15 protein-coding genes are annotated in these 15,121 nt (G+C 65.8%); 6 read left to right on the plus strand and 9 right to left on the minus strand.

Annotated features, from left to right (window positions below; genetic code table 11):
• Nucleotides 1-4 precede the first annotated feature (4 nt).
• From IOC61_RS15630 to trmB, 4 genes are all read right to left on the minus strand, one after another.
• Nucleotides 5-775 carry a ribonucleoside-diphosphate reductase gene (locus tag IOC61_RS15630; protein ID WP_195689649.1) on the minus strand — a complete coding sequence of 257 codons (771 nt, stop codon included), beginning with the start codon at nt 773-775 and terminating at the stop codon, nt 5-7.
• A gap of 54 nt (nt 776-829) precedes the next feature.
• Nucleotides 830-2,941 (minus strand): adenosylcobalamin-dependent ribonucleoside-diphosphate reductase, encoded by a 2,112-nt coding sequence (locus tag IOC61_RS15635; protein WP_195689650.1) that lies wholly within the window; start codon nt 2,939-2,941, stop codon nt 830-832.
• A gap of 38 nt (nt 2,942-2,979) precedes the next feature.
• The gene (ubiT, locus tag IOC61_RS15640) at nt 2,980-3,474 is read right to left on the minus strand and encodes a ubiquinone anaerobic biosynthesis accessory factor UbiT (RefSeq protein WP_195689651.1); all 495 of its coding nucleotides are present in this window, start codon (nt 3,472-3,474) and stop codon (nt 2,980-2,982) included.
• A 316-nt stretch (nt 3,475-3,790) separates the two neighbouring features.
• Nucleotides 3,791-4,531: a tRNA (guanosine(46)-N7)-methyltransferase TrmB gene (gene trmB, locus IOC61_RS15645; RefSeq protein ID WP_195689652.1), complete on the minus strand. Its 741-nt coding sequence runs from the start codon at nt 4,529-4,531 to the stop codon at nt 3,791-3,793.
• A 276-nt stretch (nt 4,532-4,807) separates the two neighbouring features.
• Between trmB and IOC61_RS15650 the strand changes: the two genes are divergently transcribed.
• Nucleotides 4,808-5,191 (plus strand): DUF423 domain-containing protein, encoded by a 384-nt coding sequence (locus tag IOC61_RS15650; protein WP_195689653.1) that lies wholly within the window; start codon nt 4,808-4,810, stop codon nt 5,189-5,191.
• A gap of 6 nt (nt 5,192-5,197) precedes the next feature.
• Here the strand turns inward: IOC61_RS15650 and IOC61_RS15655 are convergent, their stop codons facing one another.
• Both IOC61_RS15655 and IOC61_RS15660 read right to left on the minus strand, forming a co-directional pair.
• Nucleotides 5,198-5,611: a PaaI family thioesterase gene (locus IOC61_RS15655; protein WP_132041771.1), complete on the minus strand. Its 414-nt coding sequence runs from the start codon at nt 5,609-5,611 to the stop codon at nt 5,198-5,200.
• 163 nt (nt 5,612-5,774) lie between these two features.
• A complete protein-coding gene (locus IOC61_RS15660; RefSeq protein WP_195689654.1) occupies nt 5,775-7,949 on the minus strand; it encodes a malate synthase G in 2,175 nt (724 codons plus the stop codon).
• 232 nt (nt 7,950-8,181) lie between these two features.
• Here IOC61_RS15660 and IOC61_RS15665 point away from each other — a divergent pair, with 232 nt between their 5' ends.
• Together IOC61_RS15665 and IOC61_RS15670 are read left to right on the plus strand one after the other, a co-directional pair.
• Entirely contained in the window at nt 8,182-9,165 is a 984-nt protein-coding gene (locus IOC61_RS15665) for an alpha/beta hydrolase (RefSeq protein ID WP_195689655.1), read from the plus strand.
• Complete coding sequence (locus tag IOC61_RS15670) at nt 9,162-9,650, plus strand: hypothetical protein (protein ID WP_195689656.1); 489 nt, start codon at nt 9,162-9,164, stop codon at nt 9,648-9,650. The genes IOC61_RS15665 and IOC61_RS15670 overlap by 4 nt, the downstream gene beginning before the upstream one ends.
• Before the next feature lie 150 nt (nt 9,651-9,800).
• Here the strand turns inward: IOC61_RS15670 and IOC61_RS15675 are convergent, their stop codons facing one another.
• Together IOC61_RS15675 and IOC61_RS15680 are read right to left on the minus strand one after the other, a co-directional pair.
• A complete protein-coding gene (locus IOC61_RS15675; protein WP_195689657.1) occupies nt 9,801-11,303 on the minus strand; it encodes a YifB family Mg chelatase-like AAA ATPase in 1,503 nt (500 codons plus the stop codon).
• A gap of 61 nt (nt 11,304-11,364) precedes the next feature.
• Nucleotides 11,365-11,724 carry an accessory factor UbiK family protein gene (locus IOC61_RS15680; RefSeq protein WP_195689658.1) on the minus strand — a complete coding sequence of 120 codons (360 nt, stop codon included), beginning with the start codon at nt 11,722-11,724 and terminating at the stop codon, nt 11,365-11,367.
• Nucleotides 11,725-11,993: 269 nt separating this feature from the next.
• On the opposite strand from IOC61_RS15680, the gene IOC61_RS15685 reads away from it, so the two are divergent.
• The 3 genes from IOC61_RS15685 (at nt 11,994) to glnK (ending at nt 14,142) form a co-directional block, all read left to right on the plus strand.
• Entirely contained in the window at nt 11,994-12,332 is a 339-nt protein-coding gene (locus tag IOC61_RS15685) for a P-II family nitrogen regulator (RefSeq protein WP_195689659.1), read from the plus strand.
• Nucleotides 12,333-12,410: 78 nt separating this feature from the next.
• A complete protein-coding gene (locus tag IOC61_RS15690; RefSeq protein WP_195689660.1) occupies nt 12,411-13,661 on the plus strand; it encodes an ammonium transporter in 1,251 nt (416 codons plus the stop codon).
• A 142-nt stretch (nt 13,662-13,803) separates the two neighbouring features.
• Nucleotides 13,804-14,142, plus strand: coding sequence for a P-II family nitrogen regulator (glnK, locus tag IOC61_RS15695; RefSeq protein ID WP_023004277.1), 339 nt, complete (start codon nt 13,804-13,806; stop codon nt 14,140-14,142).
• A gap of 176 nt (nt 14,143-14,318) precedes the next feature.
• On the opposite strand, the gene IOC61_RS15700 is transcribed toward glnK, so the two are convergent.
• A complete protein-coding gene (locus IOC61_RS15700; protein ID WP_195689661.1) occupies nt 14,319-15,095 on the minus strand; it encodes a ferredoxin--NADP reductase in 777 nt (258 codons plus the stop codon).
• Between the last annotated feature and the right edge of the window lie 26 nt (nt 15,096-15,121).

Below are 15,121 nucleotides of genomic sequence, written 5' to 3' on the forward strand. Positions count from 1 at the left end.
GCTGTTATCCGCACTTGGACCAGCCGCAGCCGGAGTAGCAGGTGGGGCAGCCGTCCATCATGACCAGCTCGCCGTTGCACTCGGGGCAGTGGCCGACCACGGTGGGACCATCGCCCTTGGCCTTGTCGGCCTCCTGGGTCTTGGCGGCCTCCTGGGTCTTGCGTTCGGCCTGCTCGATCTCCTCCGCGGTAGGCGGCACCCAGAGGTGGCCACTGGCCTGACGCTGGGCGTAGCGCGTCACCAGCTCCTCCACCGGAACCTGATTGCCGTCCTGGTCGAGGAAACCACGCCGATAGAGGATCTGCTGGATCGACCAGGCGATGGCTGCGACCTCGGAGTCATGGAACATCGGCTTGCCCCAGCGGTTCATGCCGCAGCGCACCAGGCCCTTGTCCCAGGCCACCTTGCGCAGGTCGGCCACCGCCTGGGTGACATAACCGCCACGGGCCGCCAGCGAGAGGCTACGCATGGTAGCGGTGATCCACTGGTGCTCGCTGGAGAGCTGGCCGGAGGGGAAGAAGAACTCCACCGGACGCTCGATCACCACACGCTTGCCGTTGAGCACGCCCTCGACGGGCATGAACGACACCAGCAGGTAGACCTTCTTGCGGCCTTCCGCGCCGACATAGGAGATCTTCTCCGACACGGCCTCCAGGGTCCCCTCGGGACGCGAGGGAATGCGGACCGTGAGCGGGTTCTCCTCGGCCAGCGGCGGCTCTTCCACCGCCTTCTTGACGCTGTAGGAAACGATCTTGGAATTGATCTCGACGGCCATCAGGGGCTCCTCCGATAAATTGTCAGTTGGCACGCGGCAGCTGAAAGGCTCGGCTTACCACTTGCCATAGGTGCCTTCCTTCAGTGCGTCATAGAGGTTGGCCGCATTGTGCTCCTCACCGTCATAGATGACCTTCTCGTCACCCGCCAGCTCGACGCTCTCGCCGTTCTCCAGCTCGAACACGTAGGTGGTGTTCTTGAGGTCGTCCTCGCGCACCAGCACCCCCTGGAAGGCCTCCGGGTTGAAGCGGAAGGTGGTACAGCCCTTCAGCTTGCTGGCGTAGGCGTCGAGGTAGAGATCCTTGAACTCCTCGAAGGGGAACTCGGTGGGCACGTTCACCGTCTTGGAGATCGCCGAGTCGACCCACGTCTGGGCGGCGGCCTGCACCGCGACGTGCTGCTTCGGCGAGACGGCATCGGCGGTGATGAAGTAGTCCGGCAGGTCACTCTCCACGGCATCGGCGGCGATGAAGTGACGATAGGCCGCCAGCTCGAAGGAAACAACCTCGACCTGCTCCTTGGTCTTCTTGCCCGCCTGGATGACGTTACGGAAGTAACGATGCGAGAACGACGGCTCGATGCCGTTGGAGGCATTGTTGCCCAGCGACAGCGAGATGGTGCCGGTCGGTGCGATGGAGCTGTGGTGGGTGAAACGTGCACCGTGCTCGGCCAGCTGACCGACCAGCTCCGGCTCCACTTCGGCGACCTTCTGCATGTAGCGGCTGTAGCGCGCATGCAGGATGCGACCGGGGACCTTGTCGCCGACCTCGTAGCCGTCCTTCTTGAGCTCGGGGCGCTCACGCAGCATCTTCGGCGTGATCTCGTAATCCTCGGCGAGCGCGGGTGCCATGCCCTTCTCGCGGGAGAGCTCGAGCGCCTGCTTCCAGCCCTCGATGGCCAGGTTGCGGCTCACCTCTTCGGTGAACGCGAGCGACTCCGGTGAACCATAGGGGATCTTGAGCATGGTCAGGGTGGAGCCCAGGCCCAGAAAGCCCATGCCGTGACGACGCTTGGCCTCGATCTCGCGGCGCTGCCCCTCGAGCGGCAGCCCGCTGATCTCCACCACGTTGTCCAGCATGCGGGTAAAGATCGCCACCACCTCACGGTAGCGCGCCCAGTCGAAGCGCGGCTTCTTGCCGAAGGGGTCGATGACGAAGCGGGTCAGGTTGACCGAGCCCAGCAGGCAGGCACCCTCCGGCGGCAGCGGCTGCTCGCCGCAGGGGTTGGTGGCACGGATCTCCTCGCAGAACCAGTTGTTGTTCATGCGATTGACCTGGTCGATCAGGATGAAGCCCGGCTCGGCGTAGTCGTAGGTGGAGCTCATGATGGTGTCCCACAGCTCGCGGGCCTTGATCACCTCGACGATACGGCAGGCCACACGCCCCTCGGCATCGACGGTATAGCCCTCCTCCACCACCGGCCAGTCCCGGTAGATCAGCTCGCTCTCGTCGACGTCATCCTTCTCGCCGGCATGCAGAGGGAAGGCCAGCGGCCAGTCGCTGTCGTTCTTCACCGCCTCCATGAACTCATCGGTGATCAGCAGGCTGAGGTTGAACTGACGCAGGCGGCCCGCCTCGCGCTTGGCCTCGATGAACTGGCGCACATCGGGATGGCCGACATCGAAGGTGCCCATCTGGGCGCCGCGGCGACCGCCGGCGGAGGCCACCGTGAAGCACATCTTGTCGTAGATATCCATGAACGCCAGGGGACCGTTGGTGCCCGCCCCGGCGCCGAACACGAAGGCCCCCTTGTGACGCAGGGTAGAGAAGTCATAGCCGATGCCGCAGCCCGCCTTGAGGGTCATGCCGGCATCCACCACCGAGCCGAGGATATCGTGCATGGAGTCGCGGATGGTACGCGATACCGTGCAGTTGATCAGGCTTACCGCCGGCTTGTAGGCCTCGGCACCGGCGTTGGACATGATGCGGCCGGCAGGAATGGCGCCATTCTCCAGCGCCCAGCGAAACTTCGCCAGCCAGGCATCGGCCTGTTTGCCTTCCACCGCGGCGAGTGCCCGGGCCACGCGGTCCCAGGTGGCGGCCACGTCCTGGTCCACGGGCTTGCCGTGACGGTCCTTGAGGCGATACTTGGAGTCCCAGATATCACGGGACGGCCCCTGCAGGGGCACCTCGTTGGATGACTTCACTGCCTTGGTGGAAGTGCTCATTCGGATGGCTCCGGAAGAAATACGTTAATCGAAAAATGTCAGCTCGTGCGTCTTGCCAGTCGCTCCAGGCGGACCAGCAACTCGCCGAAGGGCCCCTGGGCCAAGCCCTCCTCGCGTCCGTCGAGCAGGTTCTTGACCATCAGGCCCAGTTCGGTGTCGCCCTCGATCAGCAGCCGGCGCTGGAAGAACAGCGCGTCGGGATCCTCTCGCCGGGTCGCCAGGCAGAGGAATTCTCGCCAGCCACCGCGAATGGTGGCCTCGCCGGGCTCATGGCACACCAGCAGACGCTCGCTCTCCTGGGTGAGCGTCAACGACATGCCGATGTCCTCGATGGCCAGGGTGATACTGCGCCCCTCCAGGGCGTCGAACTCCCCCTCGGCCAGAGGCTCGGCGAAGGTGCGATTGAGCAGCGGCTCCACCAGGCGGCGCTTGATACCGACCGGCACGCGCGGATCGATGGCGCGAATCAGTTGGGCGGGTGCGGGAGGATGCGGCAGGGCATGTAACGGTAAAGGCAACAACGGCAGGGACATGACAGCTCTCCTGAAGGGTAACCATGTGGCCAGAAACCTGCCGGACTTAACGCCGATCTACTCCGAAATCCAAAAATCTCTCGTTGTGATCGGTCGAATCCGACAGGCTCCCAGGCCGCCGAACCGTTCATCCTAGGCCGCTACTCCCGGGGCTGCACTGACATGCATCATGTCGGTGGCAGGCCTCATGCTCACCCGCGGCCCGACTACCATATATAGTCCATATCCGGTCAGCAAGCCCCATATCTGGTGAAACATGAGGTGCATCATGACCCATTTTCATTTGACAGCCTGGCCCCAAGAAACAGCGTCAGGTTCACCCGACTCGACGATAGATAAGATCCCAGACCCCGTGGCCCAGTTTCTCGCCGCGGGCCTCGAACTTGGTCAGCGGTCGAAACGCCGGACGTGGCACATAGGGAGAGGTCTCGGCGTCGGCGGTATTGGCGAAGCCATCGGCGGCATCCATCACCTCGGCCATCCACTCGGCATAGGCTTCCCAGTCGGTGGCGAGGTGGAAGGTACCACCGGCCTTCAGCCGCGTACGCACCAGCTCGACGAAGGCGGGTTGAACGATGCGCCGCTTGTGGTGCTTCTTCTTGGGCCAGGGATCCGGGAAGAACAGCTGCACGGTATCCAGGCTCGCCTCGGGAAGGCACTGTTCCAGCACCGCCAGGGCATCCTCACGGTAGACACGCAGGTTGGTGAGGCCACGCTTGTCGACCTCGTCGAGCAGCTTGCCGACACCCGGCGCATGCACCTCGATACCGATGAAGTCGGTATCGGGGTGAGTCTCGGCCTGCTCCACCAGCGAGGCCCCCATGCCGAAGCCGATCTCCACCACGCGAGGGGCTTCGCGGCCGAACAGGGCATCGAGGTCCTGGCGACCGTCGGCCAGGGTCAGTCCGAGTCGCGGCCATACTTCCTCGAGCCCGCGGGTCTGGGCCTGGGTCATGCGCCCGGCGCGCAGGACGTAGCTCTTGATGCCGCGGCGATGCAGCGGGGCATCCGCTCCCTCCGGGCCGGTCGTCTTGTCATCATGGTGGGGATCGGTCATGGCGCGGGGCTGCTCTCTGAACGGAATCTTCTGGGCTTGGATAGATCGGGGGCGCGTATTGTAGCGGCTAAGGCCGCCGCAGGGTACGGTAGGTAGTCAAAGTCGGCGAACTCGCGAGGCTGATACGGCGACAGGCCTACGAGGGAGCGCTATGAATACCTCCCTGTACGCTACCTCGGCCATCCCTGGTCCTCGGACCCCCTCTTCTACCTGTCCCCGGCGCCTCTCGACGACCAACACAACCGAACCGATCAGGCAAGGCTAAGGAGCATCAGAATGCAGGACAGGAGATGGTGGCTGGTCGCGGCGCTCTCCGGCGCCCTGGTGGTGATCGCCGGCGCCTTCGCCGCCCACGCCCTGGAGGGGCAGCTGACCCCACGGCTGGCGGCGGCCTTCGAGACCGGGGTGCGCTACCAGGCGTGGCACACCCTGGCACTGATGGCGGTGCTTGCCTGGCGCAGCAGCGTTCGACTGCCCGGACAACGGCTGGCCATGGGGCTATGGACGGCCGGCATCGCGCTCTTCTCCGGCTCCCTCTACGCCATGGCACTCAGCGGTGTGACACGGCTGGGGGTAGTCACGCCGATCGGGGGCACCCTGATGATTGGTGGCTGGCTGGCATTGGCGAGCGCGATTCTGCGCGCACCGCCCCGTGGCTGAGACCCGTCAGTCACGATCCGGCAGGGCATAGGTGGCGGTGACCAGGGCCACCGGCTCCTCCTGGCCGGCGGAGAAGAGCTGAACCTCGCCCACCGCCAGGCGACGACCCAGCTTGAGCAGACGGGCGGTGGCGATGATATCGCGATCGCCCCGTGGGCGGCGCAGGAAACGGCAATGCAGATCGCTGGTCACCGCCATGGGCTCGGGGCCGATCTCGGCGAGGATCGCCACATAGAGGCAGACGTCGGCCAGGCCCATCAGGGTAGGGCCGGAGACGCTGGCACCGGGACGCAGATGCTCGTCGTCGATGGCCAGGCTCATGGTGGCCTTCATATGATCGACGGCCTCGATGGTGCCGATTCGCTGGGGAAATACCTCGTCGAGGAAGTCCTCGATGGCGGCGGCGGTCATCACGGGCATGGTGGGCCTCCCTGCGGTAGCGAGTGACGATGGTGAGTGCATCAGGCACCACCTTAGCCGACCGGCCGCGACACCGACAGTGCCACCCCCTACCCTCATCAACGCAAGCGCCCCCGCGGCATGATGACCGCGGGGGCGCTCCCCGACGCCTTTCGTTGCTGCCTTACTTCGCCTTGTGCACGGCGCGCCAGTGGTGCAGCAGCGGCTCGGTGTAGCCGGAGGGCTGCACGCGGCCCTTGAAGACCAGATCGCTGGCGGCCTGGAAGGCGCTGGAGCCCTCGAAGTCCGCGCTCATCGGCGTGTAGTCCGGGTCACCGGCATTCTGCTCGTCGACCACCTTGGCCATGCGCTTGAGGGTCTCCTCGACGCGGGCGGCGTCGACCACACCATGGTGCAGCCAGTTGGCGATGTGCTGGCTGGAGATGCGCAGCGTGGCACGGTCCTCCATCAGGCCCACATCGTGGATGTCCGGCACCTTGGAGCAGCCCACACCGTGCTCGACCCAGCGCACCACGTAACCGAGGATGCCCTGGCAGTTGTTGTCGAGCTCCTGCTGCAGCTCCTCATCGCTCCAGTCGGTGTTCTCGGCGACCGGCACGGTGAGCAGGTCATCGAGACAGTCGGCCTCGCCCTGCGCTTCCATCTCGCGCTGAATCGCGCTGACTTCCACCTGGTGGTAGTGCAGGGCGTGCAGTGCCGCAGCGGTGGGCGACGGTACCCAGGCGGTGTTGGCACCCGCCTTGGGGTGACCGATCTTCTGCTCGAGCATGGCGGCCATCAGGTCAGGCATTGCCCACATGCCCTTGCCGATCTGGGCACGGCCACGCAGGCCACAGGCCAGACCCACCTGAACGTTGTTCTTCTCGTAGGCCTGGATCCAGGCGGCGCCCTTCATGTCACCCTTGCGGATCATCGGGCCCGCTTCCATGGCGGTGTGCATCTCGTCGCCGGTGCGGTCGAGGAAGCCGGTATTGATGAACACGACGCGAGAAGACGCCTCGGCAATACAGGCCTTGAGGTTGACCGATGTGCGGCGCTCCTCGTCCATGATGCCCATCTTGAGGGTATCGCGCTCCATGCCCAGCAGGTCCTCGATACGGCCGAACAGCTCGTTGGAGAACGCCACTTCCCTGGGGCCATGCATCTTGGGCTTGACGATATAGACCGAGCCCTCACGCGAGTTGCGCAGGTCGCCCTCGCCCTTCTTGAGATCGTGCAGGGCCGCCAGGCTGGTGACGATGCCATCGAGGATGCCTTCGGGCAGCTCGTTGCCCTCGGCGTCGAGTACCGCGGGGGTCGTCATCAGATGGCCGACGTTGCGCACGAACATCAGCGAGCGACCCGGCAGGGTGATGCTGTCACCGTCGGTGATTTGCCAGGTGCGGTCGGCATTGAGGCGACGGGTAAAGGTCTTGCCGCCCTTCTCCATCTCCTGCTGCAGATCGCCCTTCATCAGGCCCAGCCAGCTGGAGTAGACGCTGACCTTGTCCTCGGCATCCACGGCCGCCACGGAGTCTTCACAGTCCATGATCGCGGTCAGGGCAGCCTCGACCATCACGTCCTTGACGCCGGCCGGGTCGGTCTTGCCGATCGGGTGGGTCGGGTCGATCTGGATCTCCAGATGCAGGCCGTGATTGCTCAGCAGGATCGCCTCGGGGCTCTCCGCCGGGCCGTTGAAGCCCACCAGCTTGCCGGCGTCCTTGAGCCCGGTCTCGCGACCTCCCTCCAGGGTGACCACCAGATGGCCATCACGCAGGGCATACTTGGTGGCGTCGCGATGGGAGCCGGTCGCCAGCGGTGCGGCACGGTCGAGCACGCCACGGGCGTAGGCGATGACCTTCTCGCCGCGCTTGGGGTTGAAGCTGCTTCCCTTCTCGGCACCCTCCTCCTCGGAGATGACGTCGGTGCCATAGAGGGCATCGTAGAGGCTGCCCCAGCGGGCGTTGGCGGCGTTCAGCGCGTAACGCGGATTGTCGACCGGCACCACCAGCTGCGGGCCTGCCTGAACGGCAACTTCGCGGTCGACGTTGGCAGTGCTCACCTCAACCTGAGCCGGCGATGCCACCAGGTAGCCGATCTCCTCGAGGAAGCCGCGATAGGCGGCCATATCACGCACCGGGCCCGGGTTCTCGCGGTGCCAGGCGTCCAGTTTCTCCTGAAGACGGTCGCGCTCGGCGAGCAGTTCACGGTTCTTCGGGGTCAGATCATGAAAGAGGGTGTCGACGCCGGCCCAGAAGGCCTCGGCATCGACGCCGGTGCCCGGAAGCGCCTGCTCGTTGATAAAGCGGTCCAGTTCGGCGGCCACCTGGAGACGGTGGCGTGTGACACGCTGGGTCATGATGAATCTCCTCACACGGGGCAGACGGCGGGTGCACACCGCGCTGCCATCAACAGGGTTGGGTGACTGCGTAGCTACCAGTTTGTGGAAAACACTTCCACGTGTAAAGCGAAGAGGGCTTCCTCACCGGCGAGACTCGACCAAAAGATAATGCCGCAGGACCAACCCATCCGGCACGCATGGTGACACCTCGCGCTTGGCGCTAGCATGGTGGAACACCGTGGAGAATCAGATGAGTGACTTTACCCCCCTGCAGGCGCTAGGCCCATTCCGCAAGGTCGACCCCTCGGCCGAGCTGCCTGGTGGCGATCACCTGGAGCGTTATCTGGGCCACTACGGTCTGGCACCGCTGCTCGCCAGACACGTGGGGCTGCACCTCGGCTTCCTGGACGCCGGTGACTTCCGCCTGTGGGCCTCGCTATGGAGCCCCGCCGAGCCCATCGGCACGGTCTTCGTGGTTCACGGCTACTTCGACCACCTGGGACTCTATCGTCACCTTCTGGAGAGACTGCTCGATCGAGGCTGGCGGGTGGTGCTGTGGGATCTGCCCGGCCACGGACTCTCCAGTGGCCGGCGCGCCTCCATCGAGGACTTCGACGACTATGGCGCCTGCCTGCGCGCCCTCCAGGACCATCTGCGGCGTGAAGGGCTGGCGCCCCACCCCTGGCTGGGCATCGGCCAGAGCACCGGGGCGGCAATACTCGCCACCGACGCCCTGACCCGCGGCACGGACAGCCACTGGGCCGGTCTGGCCCTGCTGGCCCCCCTGGTGCGGCCCTGGGGCTGGCGGCAGTCGAGCTGGCTTCACCTGCTGGTGGGACCCTTCGTGCGCTCCATCCCGCGCAAGTTCCGCGACAACTCCACCGATGCCGAATTCGCGACCTTCCTTCGCGAGCAGGATCCGCTGCAGGCCGATCGCCTGGCGGTGGACTGGGTCAGCGCCATGCGCCGCTGGATGCCTCGCCTGCTGGCACTGCCCCCCACCCCGGTGCCGACCCTGATCCTGCAAGGAGAGCAGGACCTGACCGTGGACTGGGTATGGAACCTGGGGGTGCTCAAGGAGAAATTCCCCAATGCCGAGGTCCATCTACATCCCGAGGCACGCCACCACCTGGTCAACGAGGCGGAGCCCATCCGCCAGGCGCTCTTCGACAACCTGGATCGTTTCATCGACGCCCTGGCCCCCAGCCCCGCAGCGGAGAACGCACCACCATGAACACCTCCTCACGCCTGACCCTGCTGGCACTGCTGGCACTGCTCACCGGCTGCGCCGGCGCCCCGGAGAGCCCCGACAGCGGCATACGTCAGGCGCTGTTCAACCTTGGCGAGCGCGCCGCGGCGCGGGTAATGGCCGCGCCGGAACTCCCCCGCCCTCCGAGCGACCAGGTGCTGCTGCTCTCCCCCTCCGAGGTCGACGCCAGCCTCGGCATCGCGGACGAGCGCTTTCAGGAGAGCCTGGTTCGCGCGCTGCTGGCGGTCAGCGATGGTCCCCAGGTGCTCGACTGGGGCGGCGGCCTGGGCGAGGGCGGCGATAACCAGTGGCAGCTGGAGAGCCACCTCGAGGCGGACGGCCCACGCCTCGCCCTCTCCGACCGTGAGCTTCTGCCCTACCGCCTGAAGCTGACACTGCGCCGCCCCGGCGAGGAAGCGGCTCGCTGGCAAGCCAGCCTTCAGGGTGCCCTGGACGCCACGGCGCTATAACGATAGCGAAAACCTCCGGGGATAGGCCGTAAAGGGGGTCCGAGGACCAGGGGTGGCCGAGGTAGCGTACAGGGACGTATTCACAGCGCCCCCTTTCAGGCCTGTCGCCGGAAAAAGCCTTGAGCGATACCGGTTGCGATGACCATGAGCTCACCCCTTCAGCAATCGGTCGAGCTGGCGATACCCCACCGCCTCGATCAGCTGCTCGCGCTCCGGCGCTGGCGCCCCCGCCAGGTCGGCCAGGGTCAGGGCCACCCGCAACACACGATGGTAGGCCCGGGCCGAGAGGCGTAGCCGTTCCAGCACCTCGGCCAGCCAGGCGCGATCGGCCGCCGAGAGGCCGCAGGCCGCCTCCAGTTCACGCCCGGCCAGATGCGCATTGAGCGCACCCCGCGCCAGCTGACGTTCGCGCGCGGCCAGCACCCGCCGGCGTACCGTCGCGGAGTCCTCGCCGGCCTGGTTGGCGGTCAACTGCTCCGGCGGCAGTGCCGGCACCTCCACCTGCAGGTCGATGCGGTCGAGCAGTGGACCCGAGAGGCGCGACTGGTAGCGCTGGATCTGGGCCGCCGTGCAGTGGCAGGCCTGGCGCGGATCGCCCAGATGGCCACAGGGGCAGGGGTTCATCGCCGCCACCAGCTGGAAGCGCGCCGGATAGCGGCGTTCGTGGCTGGCACGGGCGATATGGATGCGCCCCGACTCCATGGGTTCGCGCATCACCTCCAGCACATGACGCGGAAACTCCGGCAGCTCATCGAGGAACAGCACGCCGTGATGGGCCAGGGAGATCTCGCCGGGGCGAGGTTTCGCACCACCGCCCACCAGCGCCACGGCACTGGCGGTATGATGCGGCGAGCGGAAGGGCCGCCGGCCCCACTCGGCACGCAGCGGCAGCCCGCTGACCGAGCGCACCGCCGCCACCTCCAGCGCCTCCTCGTCGGTCAACGGCGGCAGGATGCCCGGCAGGCGACTGGCCAGCATGGTCTTGCCGGTGCCGGGCGGCCCGGCGAAAAGCAGGTTGTGGCCGCCGGCGGCGGCCACCTCCAGGGCTCGGCGGGCCTGGAACTGTCCGCGCACCTCGGCCAGGTCGGGCAGCGGCCGAGTCGCCTGGGGCGGGCGCGTCAGGCGATGGGGGGTGATCGGAGTCTGGCCCAGCAGATGGGCCACCACCTCGAGCAGATGATCGGCGGGCAGTACCTCGAACTCACCGGCCAACGCCGCCTCATCGGCATTGGATCGCGGCACGATCAGCCGCCGCCCCGCGCGGCGAGCCGCCAGGGCCAGCGGCAGCACCCCCTCCACACGGCGGATTGCGCCGTCCAACGCCAGCTCGCCGACGCTCTCGGTGTTCTCCAGACAGTCGGGAGGCAGCTGACCCGACGCGAGCAGCAGCCCCAGGGCGATGGGCAGATCGAAGCGACCACCCTCCTTGGGCAGGTCGGCGGGAGCCAGGTTGAGGGTGATCCGCCGCAACGGATATTCGAAGCCGGCATTGACCAGGGCGCTGCGCACCCGCTCCCGACTCTCCTTCACCGCCGTCTCCGGCAGGCCGACCAGCGTCATGCCGGGCAGGCCGTTGGAGAGGTGCACCTCCACCTGCACCTCGGGTGCCTCCAGGCCGAGGCCGGCCCGGGTGTGCACGATCGCCAGCGTCATGGGCGCTCCCTCGCGAATGGACTGCCTTCAGGCTAGTCCAGCCAGCGAGGGAGCGCGCGTCTCAGCGTCCCGCTTCGCCGGCGCCTTCTTCCGGAGGGGGCGACGCCTTGTCCGTAGCGGAGGTCTGGGGCTTGTCGGCGGAGCCGGCATCACTGGAGACGGCGCCATCGCCGGCCTGGGCCTCCACCAGGGCCTCCAGAGCCGCCACCTGCTGCTCCAGCGACTCGACCCTGGCTCGGGTGCGCTGCAGCACGTCCATCAGGATGTCGAAGTCCTCGCGTGAGACCAGCTCCAGACGATCGAAGGCGCCCCTCACCACCTGCTGGACACCTTTCTGCACCTCTTCGGGCGCCTGTGAGGCTCCCTGCAGACGCTCGCCGATCTGCTGGGCCAGCCGGCCGATTCTGTCGTGGGTCACCATGGCGATTCTCCTGATTGGGAATGATGGCCTACAGGATACGCGTGGCGTCTCCGGGACGCATGCCCTCTAGCAGGGCATACGGCATGAGCCTCGGCACCATCACGGGGCATGGGTCAGTCAGAGGCACTGACAAGGTACCGCTCGCGGCCGAGAGCGGTCACGCAACATGCTGATATTGGATGGACTTCCTGCTCGCTGGCATGCCGTGCGCATGGTGCTGGTCAGCCGCCCCATCGGGTCGCCTCTCATCGCCAACGAGGAGACAGGTCATGAAGCTGATCAGCGCGATCATCAAGCCCTTCAAGCTGGACGACGTCCGCGAAGCCCTCGCCGACAACGGCGTGCAGGGCATTACCGTTACCGAGGTCAAGGGCTTCGGGCGCCAGAAGGGCCATACCGAGCTCTATCGCGGCGCCGAATATGTCGTCGACTTCCTGCCCAAGGTGAAGCTCGAGATCGCCGTGGAAGACGAGCGTCTGGAGGACGTGCTCGACGCCATCTGTAGCGCCGCCGGCAGCGGCAAGATCGGCGACGGCAAGGTGTTCGTCACGCCCCTCGAGGAGGTGATCCGTATTCGCACCGGCGAACGCGGCGCCGATGCGGTCTGATCGCCGCGACCCACCTGGAGTCGCCTGCCACTTATCTGCCGGGAGGCGCCTGCGGCTTAACTGTCTGGAGAAAACCCCATGAGTGACCTGGTCGAACTGAGCTATGCGCTCGATACCTTCTACTTCCTGATCTGCGGCGTGCTGGTGATGTGGATGGCCGCCGGTTTCGCCATGCTCGAGGCGGGTCTTGTGCGCGCCAAGAACACCGCCGAGATCCTTACCAAGAACATCGCCCTGTTTGCCATCGCCTGCACCCTGTACCTGCTGGTGGGCTACCACATCATGTACGCAAGCCCCGATGGCGGCATTCTTCCCAGCCTCGGTGGGCTGCTGGGCAGTGAGAACGGCATGGATGCCGTGCTGGCCGGCGGCGATGACGCCCCCTACTACGCCATGCGCGCCGACTACTTCTTCCAGGTGGTGTTCGTGGCCACCGCCATGTCGATCGTCTCCGGCGCCGTGGCCGAGCGCATGAAGCTGTGGGCCTTCCTGGCCTTCGCCGTGGTGATGACCGGCCTGATCTATCCGGTCTCGGGCTACTGGACCTGGGGCGGTGGCTGGCTCTCCCCCGCCGGCTTCTCCGACTACGCCGGCTCCGGCATCGTGCATATGGCCGGTGCGGCGGCGGCCCTGGCCGGTGTACTGGTGCTCGGCCCGCGCAGGGGCAAGTACGGCAGGGACGGCAGCGTCTACGCCATCCCCGGCGCCAACCTGCCGCTGGCTACCCTGGGCACCTTCATCCTGTGGATGGGCTGGTTCGGCTTCAACGGTGGCTCGGAGCTGAAGATCTCCGACGTGGCCTCCGCCAACAACGTCGCCCAGGTACTGGTCAACACCAACGCCGCCGCCGCCGGCGGGGTCATCGCTGCCCTGATCGTGGCCAAGCTATGGTTCCGCAAGGCCGACCTGACCATGACCCTCAATGGTGCCCTGGCGGGCCTGGTGGCCATCACCGCCGAACCGCTGGCTCCCTCCGCACCGGGCGCCGCCCTGATCGGCGCCGTGGGTGGGGCCATCGTGATCGCCGCCATCGTGGCCCTCGACAAGCTGAGGATCGATGACCCGGTCGGTGCCATCTCGGTGCACGGGGTGGTCGGCATCTGGGGCCTGCTGGCGGTTCCGCTCAGCAATGGCGAGGCCAGCCTCGGCGCACAGCTGCTCGGCATCGTGGGGATCTTCGCCTGGGTCTTCCTGGCCAGCCTGGGGGTCTGGAGCCTCCTCAAGGCGCTGATCGGCATCCGGGTCAGCGAGGAGGAGGAGTATGCGGGTGTCGACCTGGCCGAATGCGGCATGGAGGCCTACCCGGAGTTCAGCGTGGCCAAGCAGTGAAGCCATGCACGTCAGTGAGCAGGCGTGCTCCACCTGCCCCCGAAAGGGGGCTTTTTTTCTTCCCTGCCGACGGCGTGTATCCTAGAAGCAACCCGCCTATCGACGGCGGCACGTCCGCCCAGGAACCGACGAGGAACCAACCATGAAACTGGTGACCGCCATCATCAAACCCTTCAAGCTCGACGACGTCAGGGAATCCCTCTCGGAGATCGGCGTGCAGGGCATCACCGTCACCGAGGTGAAGGGCTTCGGCCGTCAGAAGGGGCACACCGAGCTCTACCGTGGCGCCGAGTACGTGGTGGACTTCCTGCCCAAGGTCAAGCTCGAGGTCGCCGTGGATGACGAGATGGCCGAGAAGGTGATCGACGCCATCACCAGCGTCGCGAATACCGGCAAGATCGGTGACGGCAAGATCTTCGTGACACCGCTGGAGCAGGTGATCCGAATCCGCACCGGCGAAACCGGCAAGGATGCCGTCTGAGCCGTAAGCCGTAAGCCGTAAGCCGTAAGCCGTAAGCCGTAAGCCGTAAGCCGTAAACATGATGTTGACCTTGGGGCAGATATAAAGAACCCCATCTGGCGCCTGCCAGATGGGGTTCTCTTATAGCTTAAGCGTAAGGTTTACGGCTTGGAGCTTATGGCTCCCGGCGAACCGGGTCATTTTTCGACAAACGCCCGCTCGATCACGTAGTCGCCGGGTTCCCCCATGCGCGGCGAGATCTTGAAGCCCAGCTCGTCGAGCATTTCGCTGGTGCTGTCCAGCATCGAGGGGCTGCCGCAGATCATGGCGCGATCCTGCTTGGGATCCAGTGCCGGCAGTCCGGTGTCCTCGGCGAGCTTGCCACTGCGGATATGGTCGGTCAGCCGGCCCATGGTATGGAAGGTTTCACGGGTCACCGTCGGATAGTAGACAAGCTTTTCGCTGATCTCCTCGCCCAGGTATTCATGAGCCGGCAGCTCCTGCTGGATAAAGTCGGCATAGGCCAGCTCGCTGACGTTGCGCACGCCATGCACAAGCACCACCTTCTCGAAGCGTTCGTAGACCTCGGGGTCCTGGATCAGGCTCATGAACGGAGCCAGGCCGGTGCCGGTAGAGAGTAGGTAGAGGTTGCGCCCGGGCAGCAGGTCATCGGTGACCAGGGTGCCGGTGGGCTTGCGGCTTACCATGATCTGGTCACCCACGGCGAGGTGCTGGAGTCGCGAGGTCAGGGGGCCATCAGGCACCTTGATGCTGAAGAACTCCAGGTGATCCTCGTAGTTGGGGCTGGCGATGGAGTAGGCGCGCATGAGGGGTTTGCCGCTCACTTCCAGCCCGATCATCACGAACTGACCATTCTTGAAACGCAGGCTGCGCTCGCGAGTGGTGCGAAAGCTGAACAGGGTATCGTTCCAGTGATGGACGCTGAGAACCTCTTCGAGGGCAAACTTGCTCATACCGGCTCCTTTAATATTCCAAAAAA

It is taken from the genome of Halomonas sp. KAO (genome assembly GCF_015595025.1).
Classification (GTDB): Bacteria; Pseudomonadota; Gammaproteobacteria; order Pseudomonadales; family Halomonadaceae; genus Halomonas.

Excerpts from the sequence above, each read along its gene's own strand:
- IOC61_RS15630 (WP_195689649.1), bottom strand. The coding sequence starts at position 775 with ATGGCCGTCGAGATCAATTCCAAGATCGTTTCCTACAGCGTCAAGAAG.
- IOC61_RS15635 (WP_195689650.1), bottom strand. The coding sequence starts at position 2,941 with ATGAGCACTTCCACCAAGGCAGTGAAGTCATCCAACGAGGTGCCCCTG.
- ubiT (WP_195689651.1), bottom strand. The coding sequence starts at position 3,474 with ATGTCCCTGCCGTTGTTGCCTTTACCGTTACATGCCCTGCCGCATCCT.
- trmB (WP_195689652.1), bottom strand. The coding sequence starts at position 4,531 with ATGACCGATCCCCACCATGATGACAAGACGACCGGCCCGGAGGGAGCG.
- IOC61_RS15650 (WP_195689653.1), top strand. The coding sequence starts at position 4,808 with ATGCAGGACAGGAGATGGTGGCTGGTCGCGGCGCTCTCCGGCGCCCTG.
- IOC61_RS15655 (WP_132041771.1), bottom strand. The coding sequence starts at position 5,611 with ATGCCCGTGATGACCGCCGCCGCCATCGAGGACTTCCTCGACGAGGTA.
- IOC61_RS15660 (WP_195689654.1), bottom strand. The coding sequence starts at position 7,949 with ATGACCCAGCGTGTCACACGCCACCGTCTCCAGGTGGCCGCCGAACTG.
- IOC61_RS15665 (WP_195689655.1), top strand. The coding sequence starts at position 8,182 with ATGAGTGACTTTACCCCCCTGCAGGCGCTAGGCCCATTCCGCAAGGTC.
- IOC61_RS15670 (WP_195689656.1), top strand. The coding sequence starts at position 9,162 with ATGAACACCTCCTCACGCCTGACCCTGCTGGCACTGCTGGCACTGCTC.
- IOC61_RS15675 (WP_195689657.1), bottom strand. The coding sequence starts at position 11,303 with ATGACGCTGGCGATCGTGCACACCCGGGCCGGCCTCGGCCTGGAGGCA.
- IOC61_RS15680 (WP_195689658.1), bottom strand. The coding sequence starts at position 11,724 with ATGGTGACCCACGACAGAATCGGCCGGCTGGCCCAGCAGATCGGCGAG.
- IOC61_RS15685 (WP_195689659.1), top strand. The coding sequence starts at position 11,994 with ATGAAGCTGATCAGCGCGATCATCAAGCCCTTCAAGCTGGACGACGTC.
- IOC61_RS15690 (WP_195689660.1), top strand. The coding sequence starts at position 12,411 with ATGAGTGACCTGGTCGAACTGAGCTATGCGCTCGATACCTTCTACTTC.
- glnK (WP_023004277.1), top strand. The coding sequence starts at position 13,804 with ATGAAACTGGTGACCGCCATCATCAAACCCTTCAAGCTCGACGACGTC.
- IOC61_RS15700 (WP_195689661.1), bottom strand. The coding sequence starts at position 15,095 with ATGAGCAAGTTTGCCCTCGAAGAGGTTCTCAGCGTCCATCACTGGAAC.